Here is a 17,501-nt window from a genome sequence, read left to right on the forward strand (position 1 = left end):
AAGTCATAGCCACGCGCGCCTCTCGCTGAAAAGCCCGGGTAGTGATACCTGGGCTTTTCACTATCTGAAGTGGTGATTGCTTACGTAGGCTCGATGGGTTGACAGCTCACCGGGGCTATCGCTATAATTTCGCTCTCTTTTGGGTCGTTAGCTCAGCTGGTAGAGCAGCGGACTTTTAATCCGTTGGTCACAGGTTCGAATCCCGTACGGCCTACCAAAAGATTCAAGGGCTTGCACGCGTCAGCGTGCGAGCCCTTTTCTTTTTGCGGCACGGTTTCTTTACGCTATGCGTCCCCGCGTTGCGCCGCGGTCGGCATTTAGGGTTTCCGCACCGCCCCCCCCTTCTGCCCCTCCCCCGTCTTTCCGACCATCACTTCCGGTCTCAGCCCCATGACGCGAAACCCGCCGCGCCCCGGCCTGTGATGACCAGTCACTTACACTGCCCGTCAATCCACACAACTACCCTCGCGCCAATTTATATCACAATCACATATAATCTCACCCACCGCAGCCCCGCTGCCCATCCACTGAAACCCTCGCGCCAGCCCACAAACCTCACCCAACGCAACCGACCTTGCCCCGCCCTACCCTCAACCGCTGGCTCGCCCGCCTCGCACCGCCGCCCGTCGCTCTCGCGTGGAGGGAGCGTTTGCGTTCGTGCGTCGGTGCATTGATAGGCATTGCGTTCACCGCCGCCATCACGCATCTGCTGCTGGGTTCGGGCGGCAATATCCCGTTGCTGGTGGCGCCCATGGGCGCATCGGCCGTGCTGCTGTTCGCGGTGCCGGCGAGTCCGCTTGCGCAACCGTGGTCCATCATCGGCGGCAACCTTGTTTCGGCGACTGTCGGCGTTGCCTGTGCAAGCTGGATCGGCGATCCGCTGCACGCGGCTCCCGTCGCCGTCGGCGCCGCGATCTGCGCCATGTTCGTGCTGCGCTGCGTGCATCCGCCATCCGGAGCGGTCGCGCTCACGGCCGTGCTGGGCGGACCGGCCGTGCATGCGCTCGGCTACCGCTTCGTGCTCGAGCCGATCGCGCTTCAGTCCGCGGCGCTCCTCGGCGCCGCAATCGTGTATCACGCGATCACTGGCCACCGTTATCCCCATTCGGCACGGCCAGGCGCTAGCAAATCAGATCCGGACGCTCAGCCGCGGCCCGGCTTCACGCGTGCGGATCTCGACGCCGTGCTCAGGCGGCAAAGCGAACTGCTCGACATCGCACCTGACGATCTGGAATCCCTGCTGCGCGCCTTGCAGTTGCAAACCTACGCGCGCAGCTTCGACGAGATCACCTGCGCGAACATCATGTCGCGCAACGTGATCGCCGTGTCGGCGCAGACGCGCGCAACGACTGCGTGGAGCATCCTGCAACGTCACGGCATCAAGGCGCTGCCGGTCACGAACGAAGAGCGGCACGTGATCGGTATCGTCACGCGGGCCGATCTTGGCAGCGGCCGGCAAACGGGCGTTTTCACACGGCTTCGACACCGGTTGTTCGGCCGGCGCCGCGCGAAAGAACCGACCGTCGGCACGCTGATGACAACTCCCGTCCGCACGGTCGACACCACCACGCCCATCGCGGACCTGGTGCCGCTATTCGCTGACTTTGGACACCACCACATTCCAGTGCTGGACAGCCAGACAAGAGAACTCGCGGGGATGGTGACTCAGGCAAATCTGATCTCCGGTTTATACCGCCAGCCTCGCATGCCACAGCAAGCGTCGCAGCGCGCGGCCTGACAGCCCGTCTCGACTTGCGCCATCGTCACGCCCAAATACATCACGTTGTGATATAAATGGCATTTCCCGATAAAGCCACGCTTCAATGAAAACCCCACGCCGCGAACTGGAAAAGTCCGATTTCGAGCAGTTGTCCGAGTTCCGCTATCAAATGCGCAGATTCGAACGCTTCTCCGAACAGGCCGCCCAAACCGAAGGCATCACGCCTTTGCAATATCTGCTGCTTCTACACATCAAAGGCTATCCGCAGCGGGACTGGGCGACCATCGGCGAATTGGCCGAACGGCTGCAAGCCCAGCATCACGGTGTCGTGGCACTGGTATCGCGATGCGAAGCGCTCGGCCTCGTCAAACGCAAGGTCAGCGAGACCGATCGCCGCCAGGTGGAAGTACACCTGCAAAAGCCCGGCGAAAAGACCCTGGCCAAACTGGCCGCGCTGCACCGTGCCGAATTGAAGTCGCTCGAAGGCGCGTTCAACGTGCCGCAAATCGATCTTTAGTCCGCGGCACGCCGCTCACTGCCCACTCACCTCAATCTCGTCCCGATCATGACAGCCGACACCCACAAGCGCGACTTCGCCGAAAACCGCCGCCTGCCCGGCATCGCCTTGCTGGCGGCGTGCATCGGCGTGATCAGTACGGCGGCGGCTTTCGTACTGCTGAATCTGATCCACCTGTTCACGAACCTGTTTTTCTTCGGCACGCTTTCCTTCGCGGATCGATCGCCGGCGCACAACACGTTAGGCATCTGGGTCGTGCTGGTGCCGGTGGCGGGCGGCCTGATCGTCGGCCTGATGGCGCGCTACGGCTCGGAGAAGATTCGCGGCCACGGCATTCCGGAAGCCATCGAAGCGATCCTGTTCGGCAAGAGCCGTATGTCGCCGAAGGTGGCGATCCTCAAGCCGCTGTCATCCGGCATCGTGATCGGCAGCGGCGGGCCGTTCGGCGCGGAAGGTCCCATCATCATGACGGGCGGCGCTTTGGGTTCGTTGATCGCGCAGTGCGTGCGCGTGAGCGCGGCGGAGCGTAAAACGCTGCTGGTCGCCGGCGCCGCAGCCGGCATGACCGCGGTGTTCGGCACGCCGGTCGCGGCAGTGCTGCTCGCGGTCGAGTTGCTGTTGTTCGAATGGCGGCCGCGCAGTTTCTTGCCGGTCGCGCTCGCCTGCGCGGTGGCAGGCTTCGCGCGCGGCGCACTGTTCGGCGCGGGGCCGCTGTTTCCGCTCGAAACAGCGCCGCCCGGCGCGTTGTCGCTGTTCACCTGCGTGATCGCCGGCTTACTGTCAGGCGCGCTGGCAACGGGCCTCTCCGCCGCGCTCTACAAGACCGAAGATCTGTTCGGCAAACTCAGTATCCATTGGATGTGGTGGCCCGCGCTCGGCGGACTCGTCGTCGGAATTGGCGGCTTTATCGAGCCGCGCGCGCTGGGTGTCGGCTACGACGTCATCGGCGACCTGCTGCATCTGCATCTGGCGCTTCAGGTTGCGCTCGCGCTACTGCTCGTGAAGGCCGTCATGTGGGTCGTTGCGCTCGGCTCGGGCACCTCGGGCGGCGTGCTTGCGCCGCTGCTGATGCTGGGCGCCGGTCTCGGCGTGGTGTTGAGCCATCTGATGCCGGGCAACGATCCGGCGCTGTGGCCGCTCGTGTGCATGGCAGCCACGCTCGGCGCGACCTTGGGCGCTCCGCTCACCGCAATCGTGTTCGCGTTCGGCCTGACCCATGACAGCAACGCGCTATTGCCGCTACTCGCCGCCACGCTGGTCGCGCACGGCTTCGCGACAGTCGTGATGCGCCGCTCGATCATGACGGAAAAAATCGCGCGCCGTGGATATCACATCTACCGCGAATATGGTGTCGATCCGTTGGAGCGCCACTACGTCGACGAGGTCATGACGCGTGACGTCGAAACGATCGACGCACACGCGACTATCGACGAAACGCTTGCACGACACTTCGGCCCGGCGCAAAAGCATCGAGCCTATCCGGTGGTTCGGGACGGCGCGGTTACTGGGGTTATCGACCGCGCGACCCTCGAGCGCATGAGTGCCGCTCACGACGTCGAGCACGCCGCGGCAACGCTGCTTGAACTGATGGGAACGCACATACCCGTGGTCGCATTGCCGGGCGAAACCTGCCGCCTCGTCGCAACACGGCTCGCCGTTCACGGTCTGGAGCGCATGCCCGTCGTGGACGACGTCGACACACGGCGACTCATCGGCATCGTATCGCGAAGCGATCTGGTGAAACCGTCGCTTGCCCACTTCGAAGAAGAGCATAAGAAGGAGCGCTTCCGGCGTCTGGGTACGCGTGCCGCGAAGCGACGCCTTTCGCCGCTTCGCTGAGCCGGTTAGCGTGGCTTGCGAAGCGCCGTGTCGATCGAGAGAGACTGCAATGAGGCGAGGCAATGTCTAACTACGTGGGAACACGTGATCAAAGGATATTTCCGACAGCCTTTGCCGCCATTTCGCATGACTCCACCGGCATTTTCCGTAGCCAATTTCTCGACTCAGCCAGGAAACAACGGACTCCGAACCTGAACATTTATTGAGACATAAAGACGTGCAATGATCGCCGCCGGTCCAGCAAGGCACGCTGTGACTCTGCGTAAGCAGACGCTTTGGCAAAACACCGCAGCCCCGCGCTTTCATTCCACCCATATGACCAATTTTCTGTTCGATCTCCTCTCGAACCTGGCTCTGCTGGCTTTCGTGCTGGCCGCCTGTCATCTGTGCAACCGCCGCATACCTGGCGCGTCGCTCGATGGTTCGCACATTTTCGGCGCGTTGGCGTGTGTCGCGTTCCTGCTCGATGCCGCGCTGACCTTCCTGGTGTTCGCCGACTCGCAGAGCCGCTATGGCCACCTCAGCACATCGATAGCGTTCTTCGAGCGCGCCTGCGCATACTGGCTCGCGATCATCGTCGCGCTCGCCTGGCGCCATGTGGCACGCCGCTCGCACTTCGCGAAAGTCAGTACCGGCGCAACCCTTGTCATTCAAACGTCGCCGTATTCGAAATCGCATCTGCCGATGTAGCGCGCACCAATCACAATCGCTGCGAACGCGTCCGCCAAAGCGGCCGACTCTTCCCGCCAGACAAGCCTTATCAAGCCATCAGGGAACTGGAACGGTCCTTGCGGATGCGCGCGCCGTCGCCTATAACTTCCGAACACCGAGTGTTACCGTTTGCGCCCGTCGCCGGGCATTTGCCGCTGTATTGCACCACCGCTGTTCAATCAGTCGAAGGCAACTTACCCAACGAGGAACATCTTGGATCTCGAAACCGTTCGCGTCTTCATCATGACCCGGGGCATCGACCTCGGCACCAAGGTCGTCGGGGCGATCGTCCTGTGGATCGTCGGCCGTTGGCTCATCGGCATGATCATTGGCCTGCTGCGCAAGGTGCTGGCGCGCAACGGAAGGGTCGATCCCACGCTGGCGCATTATCTCGGCTCGATTCTCGGCGCACTGCTGAATCTGCTGCTGATCCTCGCGATCCTTCAGGTATTCGGTGTACAGACCACTTCGTTCGCCGCGCTGCTCGCCGGCCTCGGCCTTGCGATTGGCACCGCTTGGGGCGGCCTGCTTGCCCACTTCGCCGCGGGCGTATTCATGCAGGTGCTGCGGCCGTTCAAGGTCGGCGATTTCGTCACCGCGGGCGGCGTGACCGGCACGGTCTCGGAGTTGGGTCTGTTCGGCACCACCATCGTGACGCCGGACAATGTGACGACTATCGTCGGCAATAACAAGATATTTTCCGACACGATCTCGAACTACAGCCTCTTGCCCGTGCGCCGCGTCGAGCTGACAGCGAAGATCGCCAATGGCGTCGATCCGACGGATGCGATGAACCGGCTGAAGGCGGCTGTCACGCAAATTCCGAACGTGGCCGAGAGTCCCGCGCCGGACATCGAAGTGCTGGGCTTCACGCCGGAAGGCCCCCTGCTCTGCGTGCGGCCCTACACGCACAATGAGAGCTATTGGCAGGTCTACTTCGACACCAACCGCGCGATCATCCAGACGTTCAAGGAAGCCGGCTACCCGACGCCGGAAACGCCACTGGCGCCGCGTGCAGTGAGCTGAGTGTTGCCGCGCGACGAGAATCGCCACCGGCTGACACGGCGCAATTAATCGCATTGCCAATTGTTAATTGTCAATTCAGTGCGATTCAGAAAGACCAAACAAAAACGGCGTCGCGAGATTCGCGACGCCGTTTTTTATCGGACTAGCCCTGCGGCAAAACCTCAGCGGCTTCCCGCATTCGATGCGTTCTTGCGCATCATCTTCCACAACGCGCCGAGCACGACCGGTACAACCGCAGCACCGATACCCACCAGTACGATCACATTCAGATACTGACGGATAAACGGAATGTTGCCGAAAAAATAACCGAGCAACGTCAACAGCAATACCCAGAAAAAAGCGCCGGCAAAATTGAACAACTGAAACCGGCTCACCGTCATTTCGGATGCACCCGCAACGAACGGCGCGAAGGTGCGCACCACCGGAATGAAACGCGCCAGCACGATAGTCTTGCCGCCATGCTTCTCGTAGAAGTTGTGCGTCTTCTGCAGCGCGCTGCGATCGAGAAAACGCTCGAGAAAAGGAATGTGCGAATTGAACACTCGCGGCCCAATGGCCCGCCCGATCATGTAGTTGACGGTATTGCCGCTGATGGCCGCTACGAGCAGCAACACGATCAGCAAGCCAATGTTCATTTCTCCCGTCGCACAGAAAGCCCCGCCGATGAACAGCAGCGAATCGCCCGGCAGAAACGGCAGAATCACGAGCCCGGTTTCGCAGAACACGATCAGAAACAGCACCGCGTAGACCCAGGCGCCGTACACGTGAATAAAGTCTCCGAGGAACTTGTCGATGTGCAAGACAAGGTTGACGAAATGTAGCAACGTGTCCAAAGAGAATCCTTTATTAAGCGAATGTGACGGTGGCGGAAATGGCCGTATGAGCAGACCAGCTGGCGATGGCGGCAAACGCTCACTCGCCGCGGCAAATTGACCGCGTCATGATACAGAAAGTGCCCGGCGGCGATTAAAAATCTCCCGCGCTTCGGTGCGCTCGAGCGCACCGCGAGCCTGCCGCGCCGAATCGCTATAATTTCGCCATGTCCGAATTCTCCGAAACGCCTGCCGGCCTCGACGCCGCGACCGCGGTTTCCGCCGCCGCGCCCGCACCACGCCCGTTGCGCGCGATCCAGCCCCTTCCCGATCAGCTGATCAGTCAGATTGCCGCCGGCGAAGTGGTCGAGCGGCCTGCGTCGGTCGTCAAGGAACTGCTGGAAAACGCGCTCGACGCGGGCGCGCAGTCGCTGCGCATTCTGCTCGACGAAGGCGGCGTGAAGCGCATCTCGATCACCGACGACGGCTGCGGCATCCCCGAGAACGAACTCGCGCTAGCGCTGATGCGCCACGCGACCAGCAAAATCCGCTCGCTTGCCGAACTGGAAGCAGTGGCCACGCTGGGGTTCCGCGGCGAGGCGTTGGCCTCGATCGCTTCTGTCGCGCAGATGACCATTACGAGCCGCACGGCCGACGCGGCGCACGCGGTGCGCGTGGATGCGCAAACCGGCGTGCTGAGCCCCGCAGCGGGCACACAAGGCACCACGATCGAAGTCCGCGAGTTGTACTTCAACACGCCGGCGCGCCGCAAATTTCTGAAAAGCGAGCAGACCGAACTCGGCCACTGCCTCGAACAGATCCGCCGCGCGGCGCTGGCACGGCCGGATGTCGCGATTTCGGTGCTGCATAACGGCAAGGCCGTCGAACACTGGAACGCCAGCGAGCCGCCCGTGCGGGTCGCGAAGATTCTCGGCGACACGTTTGCCACGGCGCATCTGCCGCTCGACGAATCCGCCGGCCCGCTTGCGGTCTACGGTTGTGCGGGCCTGCCGACCGCGAGCCGCGGGCGCGCCGATCAGCAGTACTTCTTCGTCAATGGCCGTTTTGTGCGCGACAAGCTGCTCACGCACGCCGTACGCGCCGCCTATGAAGACGTGCTGCACGGCGAGCGCTATCCGTCCTATGTGCTGTTTCTCGATCTGCCGCCTGAAGCGGTCGATGTGAACGTGCATCCGTCGAAAATCGAAGTACGGTTTCGCGATTCGCGCTCGATCCACCAGTTCGTGTTTCACGCCGTGCAGCGCGCATTGGCGCGGCATGCGGGCGCGTCGCCGGAAACGACAGCGGGCGGGCATGCGGCGCATCTGGCGCCCTCCGCTGGCGGTCCGGCTTCGTTCGGCGCGACGCCACTGGGCGGTGCGGGCATCGGCGGAGGCAGCCCCGGTGCGGGTGCAGGCGGTTTCGGTGGTGGATCAAGCGGTACATCAGGCGGCTTCGGATCGTCGCCACAGTCCGGCAATACCTGGATGCGCCAGGCTCGCATGACGCAAGGCACGCTGCCGGTTGCCCAACCGCTCGCGTTCTACGACGCGCTCTTCGGCCGCAAAGACACGCATGCCGGCACAGCGGAAGGCGCCACGCTTTTCGAGGTCCGCGATTCGGCCGGCGAAGCGCCGTCGCCGTACAACGCGTCTGCGCCCTACTCCACGCCCGCTTTCCACGCCGCCGACGAGCAACCGCTCGGCTTCGCGCTCGGCCAGATCCACGGCATCTACGTGCTGGCGCAGAACGCGCACGGTCTGGTGATCGTCGACATGCACGCCGCGCACGAGCGCATTCTGTACGAGCAGTTCAAAAACGCGTTGGCCGACCGCACGATTGCCGTGCAACCGCTACTGATCCCGCTGTCGATGCAGGCCGACCCGATCGAAATCGGCACCGTGGAAGAAGAGCGCGACACGCTCGACGCACTCGGTTTCGACCTCGCCGTGCTGTCACCGACCACGCTCGCGATCCGCGCCGTGCCGGCGTTGCTAAAAGACGCGGATCTGCAGGCGCTGGCGCGCGCGGTCCTCTCCGATCTGCATGCATTTGGCGGCTCGCGCGTGTTGACCGAACGTCAGCACGAACTGCTCGGCACGCTCGCGTGCCATCACGCGGTGCGTGCGAACCGGCGCCTGACGCTCGATGAAATGAACGCGCTGCTGCGTCAGATGGAGGCGACCGAGCGTGCCGATCAATGCAATCACGGACGTCCTACGTGGTATCAGTTGACGCTGTCCGATCTCGATCGGCTGTTCATGCGTGGTCAGTGACGTGACGCTGCCGCGACACGCGACCGCCTGGCCTATGACTTCACGCACACCCACGACCGTCCCGTGCCTGCTCGGGCCGACCGCGTCCGGCAAGACCGCCGCCGCGCTGGCGCTGGCCGCGCGGCGTCCGGTGGAGATCATCAGTGTCGATTCGGCGCTGGTCTATCGCGAGATGGATATCGGCACCGCCAAGCCAACCGCTGAAGAGCGCGCGGTGGCGCCGCATCATCTGATCGATATCGTCGATCCGACCGACGCCTACTCCGCCGCGCAATTTCGCGCCGACACCTTGCGGCTGACCAGTGAAATCCACGCTCGCGGGCGTTTGCCGGTGCTGGTCGGCGGAACCATGCTGTACTACAAGGCGCTCACCCAGGGGCTCAACGATCTGCCTGCCGCCGACGCCGACCTGCGTGCCACGCTCAATGCCGACGCCGCACGCGAGGGTTGGCCGGCCATGCACGCCCGGCTTGCCGCGATCGATCCCGTGACGGCCGCGCGCCTCGCACCGAACGATTCACAGCGCATTCAGCGGGCGCTGGAAGTTTACATGCTGACCGGGCAGGCCATGTCCGCCTTGCTGGCCGCGCCGGCCCGAGTGGATGACGCCGCCGCCGCATGGCGCTTCGTGCCGATTGCGCTGGAGCCGTCGGATCGCGGTGTGCTGCATGCGCGGATCGAGAAGCGCTTCGATGCGATGCTGGCCAGCGGTTTCGTCGATGAAGTCGTAAAGTTGCGCGAGCGCGGCGACTTATTGCCCGAGATGCCGTCCATGCGTTGCGTGGGCTATCGGCAGGTCTGGGAATATCTGGATGGCGCGGTCGATTATTCGACCATGCGCGACAAGGGGGTCTTCGCAACGCGGCAATTGTGCAAGCGGCAGCTCACATGGCTGCGAAGCATGACGGAGCGAGTGGTGGTGGATTGCTGCGATCCGCACGCGACGGCGCGGGTGCTTGAGGCGATTGAAGCGTTGGATTGAAACTTTGAAGCTTTGATGCGTTGATGCGTTGACCCGCGCGGCGCACTCTGAAAGCGCGCCGCACAGGCCCCGAAGCCTTTAGACCACCACGGTCTGAGCCTCACCGGCCGCGCTTTCGCGAATCACGCCGATCTTCCAGACCTGCTCGCCGGCGGCGGACAGCAAACCGATTGCAGCGTCAGCATCCGCAGCCGACACGACCACGGCCATGCCGATACCGCAGTTGAACACACGGTGCATTTCCGCATCCGCCACGCCGCCGTGCTTTTGCAGCCACGAGAACAGCGGCGGCAGCGGCCAGGCGCGATGGTCCAGCTCAGCCGTCAAACCTTCACGCAGCACGCGCGGAATATTCTCGACCAGCCCGCCACCCGTGATGTGCGCCATACCCTTGACGGCGACTTGCTGCATCAGCGCCAGCAGCGGCTTCACGTAGATATGCGTGGGCGCCATCAGCGCGTCGGCGAGCGAGCGGCCGTCGAAATCAGCGTTCAGATCAGGCTGCGCGCGCTCGATGATCTTGCGCACCAGCGAAAACCCGTTCGAATGGATGCCGCTCGAAGCCAGACCGAGCACCACGTCGCCCGGGGCAATCGTGCTGCCGTCGATAATCTTGCTCTTTTCCACCGCGCCGACCGCGAAACCGGCCAGATCGTATTCGCCGTCGGGGTACATGCCCGGCATTTCCGCCGTCTCACCGCCGATCAGCGCGCAACCGGACAGTTCGCAGCCGTGCGCGATACCCTTCACGACCGTTGCCGCCGTGCCGACGTCCAGCTTGCCGCAAGCGAAATAGTCGAGGAAAAACAGCGGCTCGGCGCCTTGCACGAGAATGTCGTTCACGCTCATCGCCACCAGATCCTGGCCGACGGTGTCGTGTTTGTTCAGTTGAAAGGCGAGGCGCAGCTTGGTGCCGACGCCGTCGGTGCCGGACACGAGCACCGGCTCTTTATACTTCTTCGGCACTTCGAACAGCGCGCCGAATCCGCCGATGCCGCCCAGCACGCCGTCGCGCATCGTCTTTTTGGCAAAGGGCTTGATCGCGTCGACAAGGGCGTCGCCCGCGTCGATGTCCACGCCGGCGTCGCGATACGACAACCCTTGGGCCGAACCAGTTGAATTCGGGGCGGATTTCGGTTGATTCATGGGGACGAGCTCGAAGGTCGGTAAAATGCGATTTTACCCGATGCCGGCCGACTGGCTGGAATTTGAATCATCCGGTCCCGAACGACACCTGGGAAACAACCTTGCAAGAGAACTCCTCGATTCCGACGCCTGTCCAGCGCCGCGCCTTCACCTGGCTTGCCATTGCGCTAGGCATCGGCATACTGCTCTGGCTGCTGAGTCCGGTTCTCACGCCGTTTCTGCTCGGTGCGATTCTCGCGTACATTCTGCAGCCGGGCGTCGCGTGGATGGTGCGCCGGCGCGTGCCGCGCGGTCTTGCGGCGTTGCTCATGATGCTGTTCTTCACGCTGCTGATGACCTTGCTCGTGCTGCTGGTGCTCGCCGTCATCCAGAAAGAAGGGCCGCAGTTGCGGCAGCAGGTACCCGTGCTGTTCGCGCACGTGAACGCCTGGCTGCAACCCAAGCTGGCCATGCTGGGCCTCGCCGATTCGCTCGACTTCGCCAGTATCCGCGATCTCGTGATGGGGCAGCTCGAAGGCAGCGCGCAGACGGTGGCGATGTATGCGTGGACCTCCATCCGCACGAGCGGCAATGTCATGATGACGGTGGTCGGCAACGTGGTGATGGTGCCGCTCGTGCTGTTCTACCTGCTGTACGACTGGAACCGCATGCTCGCCCGCATACAGATCGTGGTGCCGCGCCGCTGGCTCGACAAGACGCTGCAACTCGCGCGCGACATGGACCAGATGCTGTCGCAATATCTGCGCGGCCAGTTGCTCGTCATGGGCGTGCTCGCCGCATACTATGCGATTGCGCTGAGCCTCGCGCGCTTCGAGATCGCGTTGCCGGTCGGGATCTTCACGGGGCTCGCGGTGTTCATCCCGTACATCGGGTTTGCCACCGGGCTCGCGCTGGCGCTGCTCGCGGCGCTGCTGCAATTCGGCGACTGGTACGGCTTCGGCGCGGTCGCGCTGATTTACGGTGTCGGCCAGATCCTGGAGAGTTTTTTCCTCACGCCGCGTCTGGTGGGCGAACGGATCGGCCTGCACCCGCTCGCGGTGATTTTCGCGTTGCTCGCGTTCGGGCAGCTGTTCGGCTTTTTCGGCGTATTGCTGGCGTTGCCGGTCAGCGCGATCCTGTCGGTCGCCATGCGCGAGTTGCGCCAAAGCTATCTGACGAGCACGCTTTATAAGAACTGACTGCTTGTTGACTATTCCGGCCCGCGTGACGGGCCATTTGCGGCTTAGCCTCATTTTCGGCATTAACCTACTGTGCTTCGTCAACTGACGCTCGATCTCGGCACCCCGCCGCCATCGACATTCGACAATTTCTTCGCCGGCGCCAACGCCGAGCTGGTCACGCGCCTGCGCGAGCTCGAAAACGCGCTCGCCGCCGGGCCGGTCGCCGATCGCACCTTCTACATCTGGGGCGAGTCCGGCAGCGGCCGCACGCATCTGCTGCAGGCGCTCGTGCACGAAGCGTCGCCGGGGCACGCGCGCTTCGCCGGCCCGCAGAGCAGCCTCGCCGCCTTCAGTTTCGACCCGCGCGTCGCCCTGTATGCGATCGACGATTGCGACGCACTCTCCGCCGCACAGCAAATCGCCGTTTTCAACCTGTTCAACGAAGTGCGCGCGCATCCCACCAGCGCACTCGTCGCCGCGGGCAACGCGCCACCCATCGGTATGACGGTGCGCGAGGATTTACGCACGCGCCTCGGCTGGGGCCTCGTGTTCCATCTCGCGCCGCTGCCCGACGAAGGCAAGGCCGCGGTCCTCAAACACGCGGCACGCGAGCGCGGCATCATGCTCGCCGACGACGTGCCGGCCTACCTGCTCACCCATTTTCGCCGCGACATGCCGAGCCTGATGGCGCTGCTCGACGCGCTCGACCGCTTTTCGCTCGAACAGAAACGCGCGGTCACGCTGCCACTGTTGCGCACCATGCTGGCCTCGCCGGACGCCGAAGAACGGCGTGCCGCGCCCAACTCGGCGAGCTCATCCGCTTCATCCGCCGCTTCAAGTAAAATAGGCCCCCATGGCTAACCTCGCACTCTTCGACCTCGACCACACGCTCATCCCCACCGACAGCGACCACGAATGGGGCCGCTTCATGGTGAAACACGGCATGGTCGACGCCGAAAATTTCGCCCGTGAAAACGACCGCTTTTTCGCCGACTACAAAGCCGGCCGGCTCGACATTCACGCCTATCTGATCGCCATGCTCACGCCGCTGTCGAAGTACACGCGCGCGCAGCTCGCCGACTTTCACGCGCAGTACATGCACGAAGTCATCAAGCCGGCGATCTTCCCCGTGGCGCAGGAGTTGGTGAAGCAGCACCAGGAAGCCGGCGACCTGTGCTGCGTGGTCACCGCCACCAACGAATTCATCACCCGCCCGATCGCGCAGGCATTCGGCGTCGACACGCTGATCGCCTGCGAAGCGGAAACCGTCGACGGCGAGCCGCATTCGCCGTACACCGGGCGCCCCACCGGCACGCCGAGCTACAAGGAAGGCAAGATCGTGCGCACCGAAGCGTGGCTCGCCTCGCTCGGCAAGACGTGGAGCGACTTCGAGCACAGCTATTTCTATAGCGATTCGCACAACGACATCCCGCTGCTCGAAAAAGTCACGGACCCGATCGCGACCAATCCCGACGACACATTGCGCGCCCATGCGCAGGCCAAAGGCTGGCGCATCCTCGAACTCTTCCAACCCTCGTGATCAAAAAATTTATCCGCAAGCTATTCGGCCAGGACGCGGCACCCGCTGACGACACCCTGCCCGCCGAAGCCGAAGCAGACGAAACCGGCAACGCGCCGGCGCGCACTCCGTCAGGCGCGAGCAAAGCGCGCCGCAAGCCCACCCGCGCCAGCGTGCCCGCGAAAACCGTACGCGACCCGGACGTGCCGGTCATCATTCCGCACGACGTGCACGGCATCGACCAGTCGCTCATCTCGCGGAACGCGATTCGCGTGACCGAGGGTCTGCAACAGGCCGGGCACCGCGCGTTCATCGTCGGCGGTGCGGTGCGCGATCTGCTGCTCGGCATCAAACCGAAAGACTTCGACGTCGCGACCGATGCCACGCCTGAACAGGTGCAGAAGCTGTTCCGCCGCGCGCGCATTATCGGTCGGCGGTTTCAGATCGTGCATGTGCAGTTCGGCCAGGAAATCATCGAAACCTCCACGTTCCGCGCACTGGTCGATCCACCCGCGGCAGACGCGGCGCCGCCGCGCCGCCTGAAGCGCGACGAACTCGATCGCCGCACCCACGCCGTGGATGCAAGCGGCCGCGTGCTGCGCGACAACGTGTGGGGCGAGCAGCACGAAGACGCCACGCGCCGCGACTTCACGATCAACGCGATGTACTACGATCCGGCCACGCAAACCGTGCTGGATTATCACAACGGCATGGCCGACATGCGCGCGCGTCTGTTGCGCATGATCGGCGACCCGGCCACGCGTTACCGCGAAGATCCGGTGCGCATGCTGCGCGTGGTGCGTTTCGCGGCGAAGCTCGACTTCGAGATCGAGGACAGCACCCGCGAGCCGATCGCCAACATGGCTGATCTGATCAACAACGTGCCCGCCGCGCGCCTGTTCGACGAGATGCTCAAGCTGATGCTCTCCGGCCATGCGCTCGCGTGTTTGAAACGCCTCCGGCAGGAAGGCCTGCATCATGGCCTGCTGCCCTTGCTCGACGTGGTGCTCGAACAACCCATCGGCGAGAAATTCATCACGCTTGCGTTGAACAACACGGATGCCCGCGTGCGCGCCGGCAAACCGGTGTCGCCGGGCTTCCTGTTCGCCACGTTGTTGTGGCACGACGTGCAGCAGCGTTGGCAAAAATTCGAAGCGAACGGCGAATATCCGGTCCCCGCACTGCATCGCGCAATGGACGAGGTGCTCGACATGCAAACCGAGAAACTCGCGATCCACAAGCGCTTTTCATCGGATATGCGCGAGATCTGGGGTCTGCAGTTACGCCTCGAGAAACGCTCGGGAAGAAGCGCGCTGAAGCTGCTGGAACACCAAAGATTTAGAGCGGGGTATGATTTCCTCCTGTTGCGCTGCGAATCGGGCGAACTCGATGAGTCGGTCGGTGCGTGGTGGACGGAGTTCATAGACGGAGACATCGCCGCACGTGAGACATTGCTCACGCAAGGCGGGAAGGACCGAAGCCCCAGAAAACGACGGCGGCGCAGCAGTGGCGCGAGAAGCCGCAAGCCGGGCGACGGATTGGAGGGCGGCACGCCAGCCGAACGCACAGCCGACGAAGCAGGCCATAATGGCTCGCACGAAGACTGACACAGCGTTGGCTGTTGCCGTCGAACGATAGTTGCAGGAAGTTATGCCATGACGGTTGCTTATCTCGGCCTCGGCGCGAATCTCGGGGACGCGCGCCAGACCCTGAAAGACGCGGTGGTGTGCCTCGCACAACAGCACACCATCACCGTGCTCGCCAAGTCGAGCCTGTATCGCACTGCCCCGATCGACGCGGGCGGTGACGACTATTTCAACTGCGTCGTGAAGGTCGATACGACGCTCCCCGTGCGGCATCTGCTTGCGCTATGCCACAAGATCGAGCATCAGTTCGGCCGTGAGCGGCCGTTTCGCAACGCACCGCGCACGCTCGATCTGGACATTCTGCTGTTCGGCGATCAATCGATCGACGAAGCCGATCTGATCGTGCCGCATCCTCGCCTGACCGAACGCGCCTTCGCGCTGGTGCCGCTCGTCGAGATCGACGCCGCACTGGTCATTCCGCAACATGGCCGCGCCGAGGCGCTGCTCAGCGGCGTGAGCGATCAGCGCATCGAGAAGGTGAAAGGGCCTTGCCAGTGTCCTATGCTCAATGCATTGACCGCCGGTGAAGGCACTGCCGGCAAGGGCCCCTGCGAATGAATTCATCGCCGCTCACCGTCACGGCACCGCAACTGCGGCCGCCGTTCGGCTATCTCGCGATCGAAGGGCCGATCGGCGTCGGCAAGACGTCGCTCGCACGGCGCCTTGCGCAGCGCTGGTCGATGCAGGAACTGTTCGAACGGCCGCAGGACAATCCTTTTCTCGAACGTTTTTACCGCGACACCGCGCGTTACGCGTTACCCACACAACTGCACTTCGCGTTGCAACGCGCGCAGCAGGCTCAGGACGTAAGCGCGGCGCACCTGTCGGGCACGCCGCTGATCGCCGATTTCATGACGCAGAAGAACGACATCTTCGCGCGTCTGACGCTGCAGGAAGACGAGTGGCAGTTGTATCGCGCGCTTGCCGCGCGTATCGAAGCCAGCGCGCCGGCGCCGGACTTCGTCGTCTATCTGCAGGCGAGCCCTGAGGTGCTGTTCGCGCGTATCCAGAAGCGCGCCGTGCCGATGGAGCTGCAGATTTCCGACGCCTATCTGCACGCCCTGTGCGATGCGTACAACGAGTTTTTCTATCACTACGACCGCACGCCCGTGCTAACGGTCAACGCCGAACACCTGAATCCGCTCGACTCCGACGCGGACCTTGCGCTGCTCGCCGAACGCATTGAAACCATGCGCGGCCGCAAGGAATTCTTTGTCAAAGGCACGTCGCTCTGAGCGGCGTGGCCACCTCTTTTTTCTCAACGGATTGACCCATGACCTATTTGCAGGAAGCGAGCCGGAACGCTATCACCGTGCCGAAACTGCAGGCAATGCGCGACGCCGGCGAAAGAATCGCCATGCTCACCTGTTACGACGCGAGCTTCGCCGCGCTGCTGGACCGCGCGGGCGTCGACGTGCTGCTGATCGGCGACTCGCTCGGCAACGTGCTGCAAGGCCAGACGACCACCCTGCCCGTGTCGCTCGCCGACATCGCGTATCACACGGCTAGCGTGGCGCGCGCGCGGCCCGCGGCGCTGATCGTGGCCGACTTGCCGTTCGGCACTTACGGCACGCCGGAAGAGGCATTCAGAAGCTCGGTTGAATTGATGCGCGCCGGCGCGCAAATGGTGAAGCTCGAGGGCGGCGAATGGCTCGCGGACACGGTGCGCTTCCTCGTGGAGCGCTCGATTCCCGTGTGCGCGCACGTCGGCCTGACGCCGCAATCGGTGCATGCGTTCGGCGGCTTCAAGGTGCAAGGCAAGACCGAAGCGGGCGCGACGCAGTTGCTTCGCGACTCGCTCGCCGTGCAGGCGGCCGGCGCGCAATTGATCGTGATGGAAGCGATCCCGACGCTGCTCGCAAGCGACGTCACGAAGCAACTGCGCATTCCGACGATTGGTATCGGCGCGGGACTGGACTGTTCGGGTCAGGTGCTGGTGCTGCACGACATGCTGGGCATTTTCCCCGGCAAACGGCCGCGCTTCGTGAAGGATTTCATGCAGGGGCAGCCGAGTATTCTCGCGGCCGTGGAAGCTTATGTCGCTGCCGTGAAGGACGGCTCGTTCCCTGGGCCGGAGCACACGTTCTGAGTTTCGAGCGTTAGAGGATCGAGCGGAACGGGCCGTTTCGTGCCCGTTGTCGTTCGCT

At 63.4% G+C, this 17,501-nt stretch carries 16 protein-coding genes and 1 tRNA gene; 15 read left to right on the forward strand and 2 right to left on the reverse strand.

Annotation, left to right across the window (positions count from 1 at the left end; all coding sequences use genetic code 11):
- Positions 1 to 141 precede the first annotated feature (141 nt).
- The 6 genes from P0D71_RS14555 (at position 142) to P0D71_RS14580 (ending at position 5,813) form a co-directional block, all read left to right on the forward strand.
- Positions 142 to 217, forward strand: a tRNA-Lys gene (locus tag P0D71_RS14555).
- A 357-nt stretch (positions 218 to 574) separates the two neighbouring features.
- Positions 575 to 1,738, forward strand: coding sequence for an HPP family protein (locus P0D71_RS14560; RefSeq protein WP_408480697.1), 1,164 nt, complete (start codon positions 575 to 577; stop codon positions 1,736 to 1,738).
- An 85-nt stretch (positions 1,739 to 1,823) separates the two neighbouring features.
- Positions 1,824 to 2,237 (forward strand): MarR family winged helix-turn-helix transcriptional regulator, encoded by a 414-nt coding sequence (locus tag P0D71_RS14565; RefSeq protein WP_091796653.1) that lies wholly within the window; start codon positions 1,824 to 1,826, stop codon positions 2,235 to 2,237.
- Positions 2,238 to 2,285: 48 nt separating this feature from the next.
- Positions 2,286 to 4,076 carry a chloride channel protein gene (locus P0D71_RS14570; RefSeq protein WP_408480699.1) on the forward strand — a complete coding sequence of 597 codons (1,791 nt, stop codon included), beginning with the start codon at positions 2,286 to 2,288 and terminating at the stop codon, positions 4,074 to 4,076.
- A 315-nt stretch (positions 4,077 to 4,391) separates the two neighbouring features.
- Positions 4,392 to 4,766, forward strand: a complete 375-nt coding sequence (locus P0D71_RS14575) for a hypothetical protein (RefSeq protein WP_408301040.1) — start codon at positions 4,392 to 4,394, stop codon at positions 4,764 to 4,766.
- A gap of 234 nt (positions 4,767 to 5,000) precedes the next feature.
- On the forward strand, positions 5,001 to 5,813 hold the full coding sequence (locus tag P0D71_RS14580; RefSeq protein ID WP_408301042.1) for a mechanosensitive ion channel family protein: 813 nt from the start codon (positions 5,001 to 5,003) through the stop codon (positions 5,811 to 5,813).
- A 161-nt stretch (positions 5,814 to 5,974) separates the two neighbouring features.
- On the opposite strand, the gene P0D71_RS14585 is transcribed toward P0D71_RS14580, so the two are convergent.
- Positions 5,975 to 6,646, reverse strand: a complete 672-nt coding sequence (locus P0D71_RS14585; RefSeq protein WP_091796657.1) for a DedA family protein — start codon at positions 6,644 to 6,646, stop codon at positions 5,975 to 5,977.
- A 206-nt stretch (positions 6,647 to 6,852) separates the two neighbouring features.
- On the opposite strand from P0D71_RS14585, the gene mutL reads away from it, so the two are divergent.
- A complete protein-coding gene (gene mutL, locus P0D71_RS14590; protein WP_408480701.1) occupies positions 6,853 to 8,901 on the forward strand; it encodes a DNA mismatch repair endonuclease MutL in 2,049 nt (682 codons plus the stop codon).
- A 34-nt stretch (positions 8,902 to 8,935) separates the two neighbouring features.
- Positions 8,936 to 9,883, forward strand: coding sequence for a tRNA (adenosine(37)-N6)-dimethylallyltransferase MiaA (gene miaA, locus P0D71_RS14595; protein ID WP_408480703.1), 948 nt, complete (start codon positions 8,936 to 8,938; stop codon positions 9,881 to 9,883).
- A gap of 78 nt (positions 9,884 to 9,961) precedes the next feature.
- On the opposite strand, the gene purM is transcribed toward miaA, so the two are convergent.
- Positions 9,962 to 11,029, reverse strand: coding sequence for a phosphoribosylformylglycinamidine cyclo-ligase (purM, locus tag P0D71_RS14600; RefSeq protein WP_091796660.1), 1,068 nt, complete (start codon positions 11,027 to 11,029; stop codon positions 9,962 to 9,964).
- Positions 11,030 to 11,130: 101 nt separating this feature from the next.
- Here purM and P0D71_RS14605 point away from each other — a divergent pair, with 101 nt between their 5' ends.
- The 7 genes from P0D71_RS14605 to panB all read left to right on the forward strand — a co-directional run bounded on the left by P0D71_RS14605 (position 11,131) and on the right by panB (position 17,443).
- Positions 11,131 to 12,207 (forward strand): AI-2E family transporter, encoded by a 1,077-nt coding sequence (locus tag P0D71_RS14605; protein WP_408480705.1) that lies wholly within the window; start codon positions 11,131 to 11,133, stop codon positions 12,205 to 12,207.
- Positions 12,208 to 12,279: 72 nt separating this feature from the next.
- Positions 12,280 to 13,050 (forward strand): DnaA regulatory inactivator Hda, encoded by a 771-nt coding sequence (gene hda / locus P0D71_RS14610; RefSeq protein WP_408301050.1) that lies wholly within the window; start codon positions 12,280 to 12,282, stop codon positions 13,048 to 13,050.
- Complete coding sequence (locus P0D71_RS14615; protein WP_091796662.1) at positions 13,043 to 13,729, forward strand: histidinol-phosphatase; 687 nt, start codon at positions 13,043 to 13,045, stop codon at positions 13,727 to 13,729. Before hda ends, P0D71_RS14615 begins: the two co-directional genes overlap by 8 nt.
- Positions 13,726 to 15,315: a polynucleotide adenylyltransferase PcnB gene (gene pcnB, locus P0D71_RS14620; RefSeq protein ID WP_408301052.1), complete on the forward strand. Its 1,590-nt coding sequence runs from the start codon at positions 13,726 to 13,728 to the stop codon at positions 15,313 to 15,315. Before P0D71_RS14615 ends, pcnB begins: the two co-directional genes overlap by 4 nt.
- 48 nt (positions 15,316 to 15,363) lie before the next feature.
- Positions 15,364 to 15,912 (forward strand): 2-amino-4-hydroxy-6-hydroxymethyldihydropteridine diphosphokinase, encoded by a 549-nt coding sequence (gene folK, locus P0D71_RS14625; protein ID WP_091796664.1) that lies wholly within the window; start codon positions 15,364 to 15,366, stop codon positions 15,910 to 15,912.
- Positions 15,909 to 16,589 (forward strand): deoxynucleoside kinase, encoded by a 681-nt coding sequence (locus tag P0D71_RS14630; RefSeq protein ID WP_408301054.1) that lies wholly within the window; start codon positions 15,909 to 15,911, stop codon positions 16,587 to 16,589. The genes folK and P0D71_RS14630 overlap by 4 nt, the downstream gene beginning before the upstream one ends.
- Before the next feature lie 38 nt (positions 16,590 to 16,627).
- Positions 16,628 to 17,443 carry a 3-methyl-2-oxobutanoate hydroxymethyltransferase gene (gene panB / locus P0D71_RS14635; RefSeq protein WP_408186796.1) on the forward strand — a complete coding sequence of 272 codons (816 nt, stop codon included), beginning with the start codon at positions 16,628 to 16,630 and terminating at the stop codon, positions 17,441 to 17,443.
- Positions 17,444 to 17,501: the final 58 nt, after the last annotated feature.

The organism is Paraburkholderia sp. RL17-383-BIF-A (genome assembly GCF_046028015.1).
Classification (GTDB): Bacteria; Pseudomonadota; Gammaproteobacteria; order Burkholderiales; family Burkholderiaceae; genus Paraburkholderia.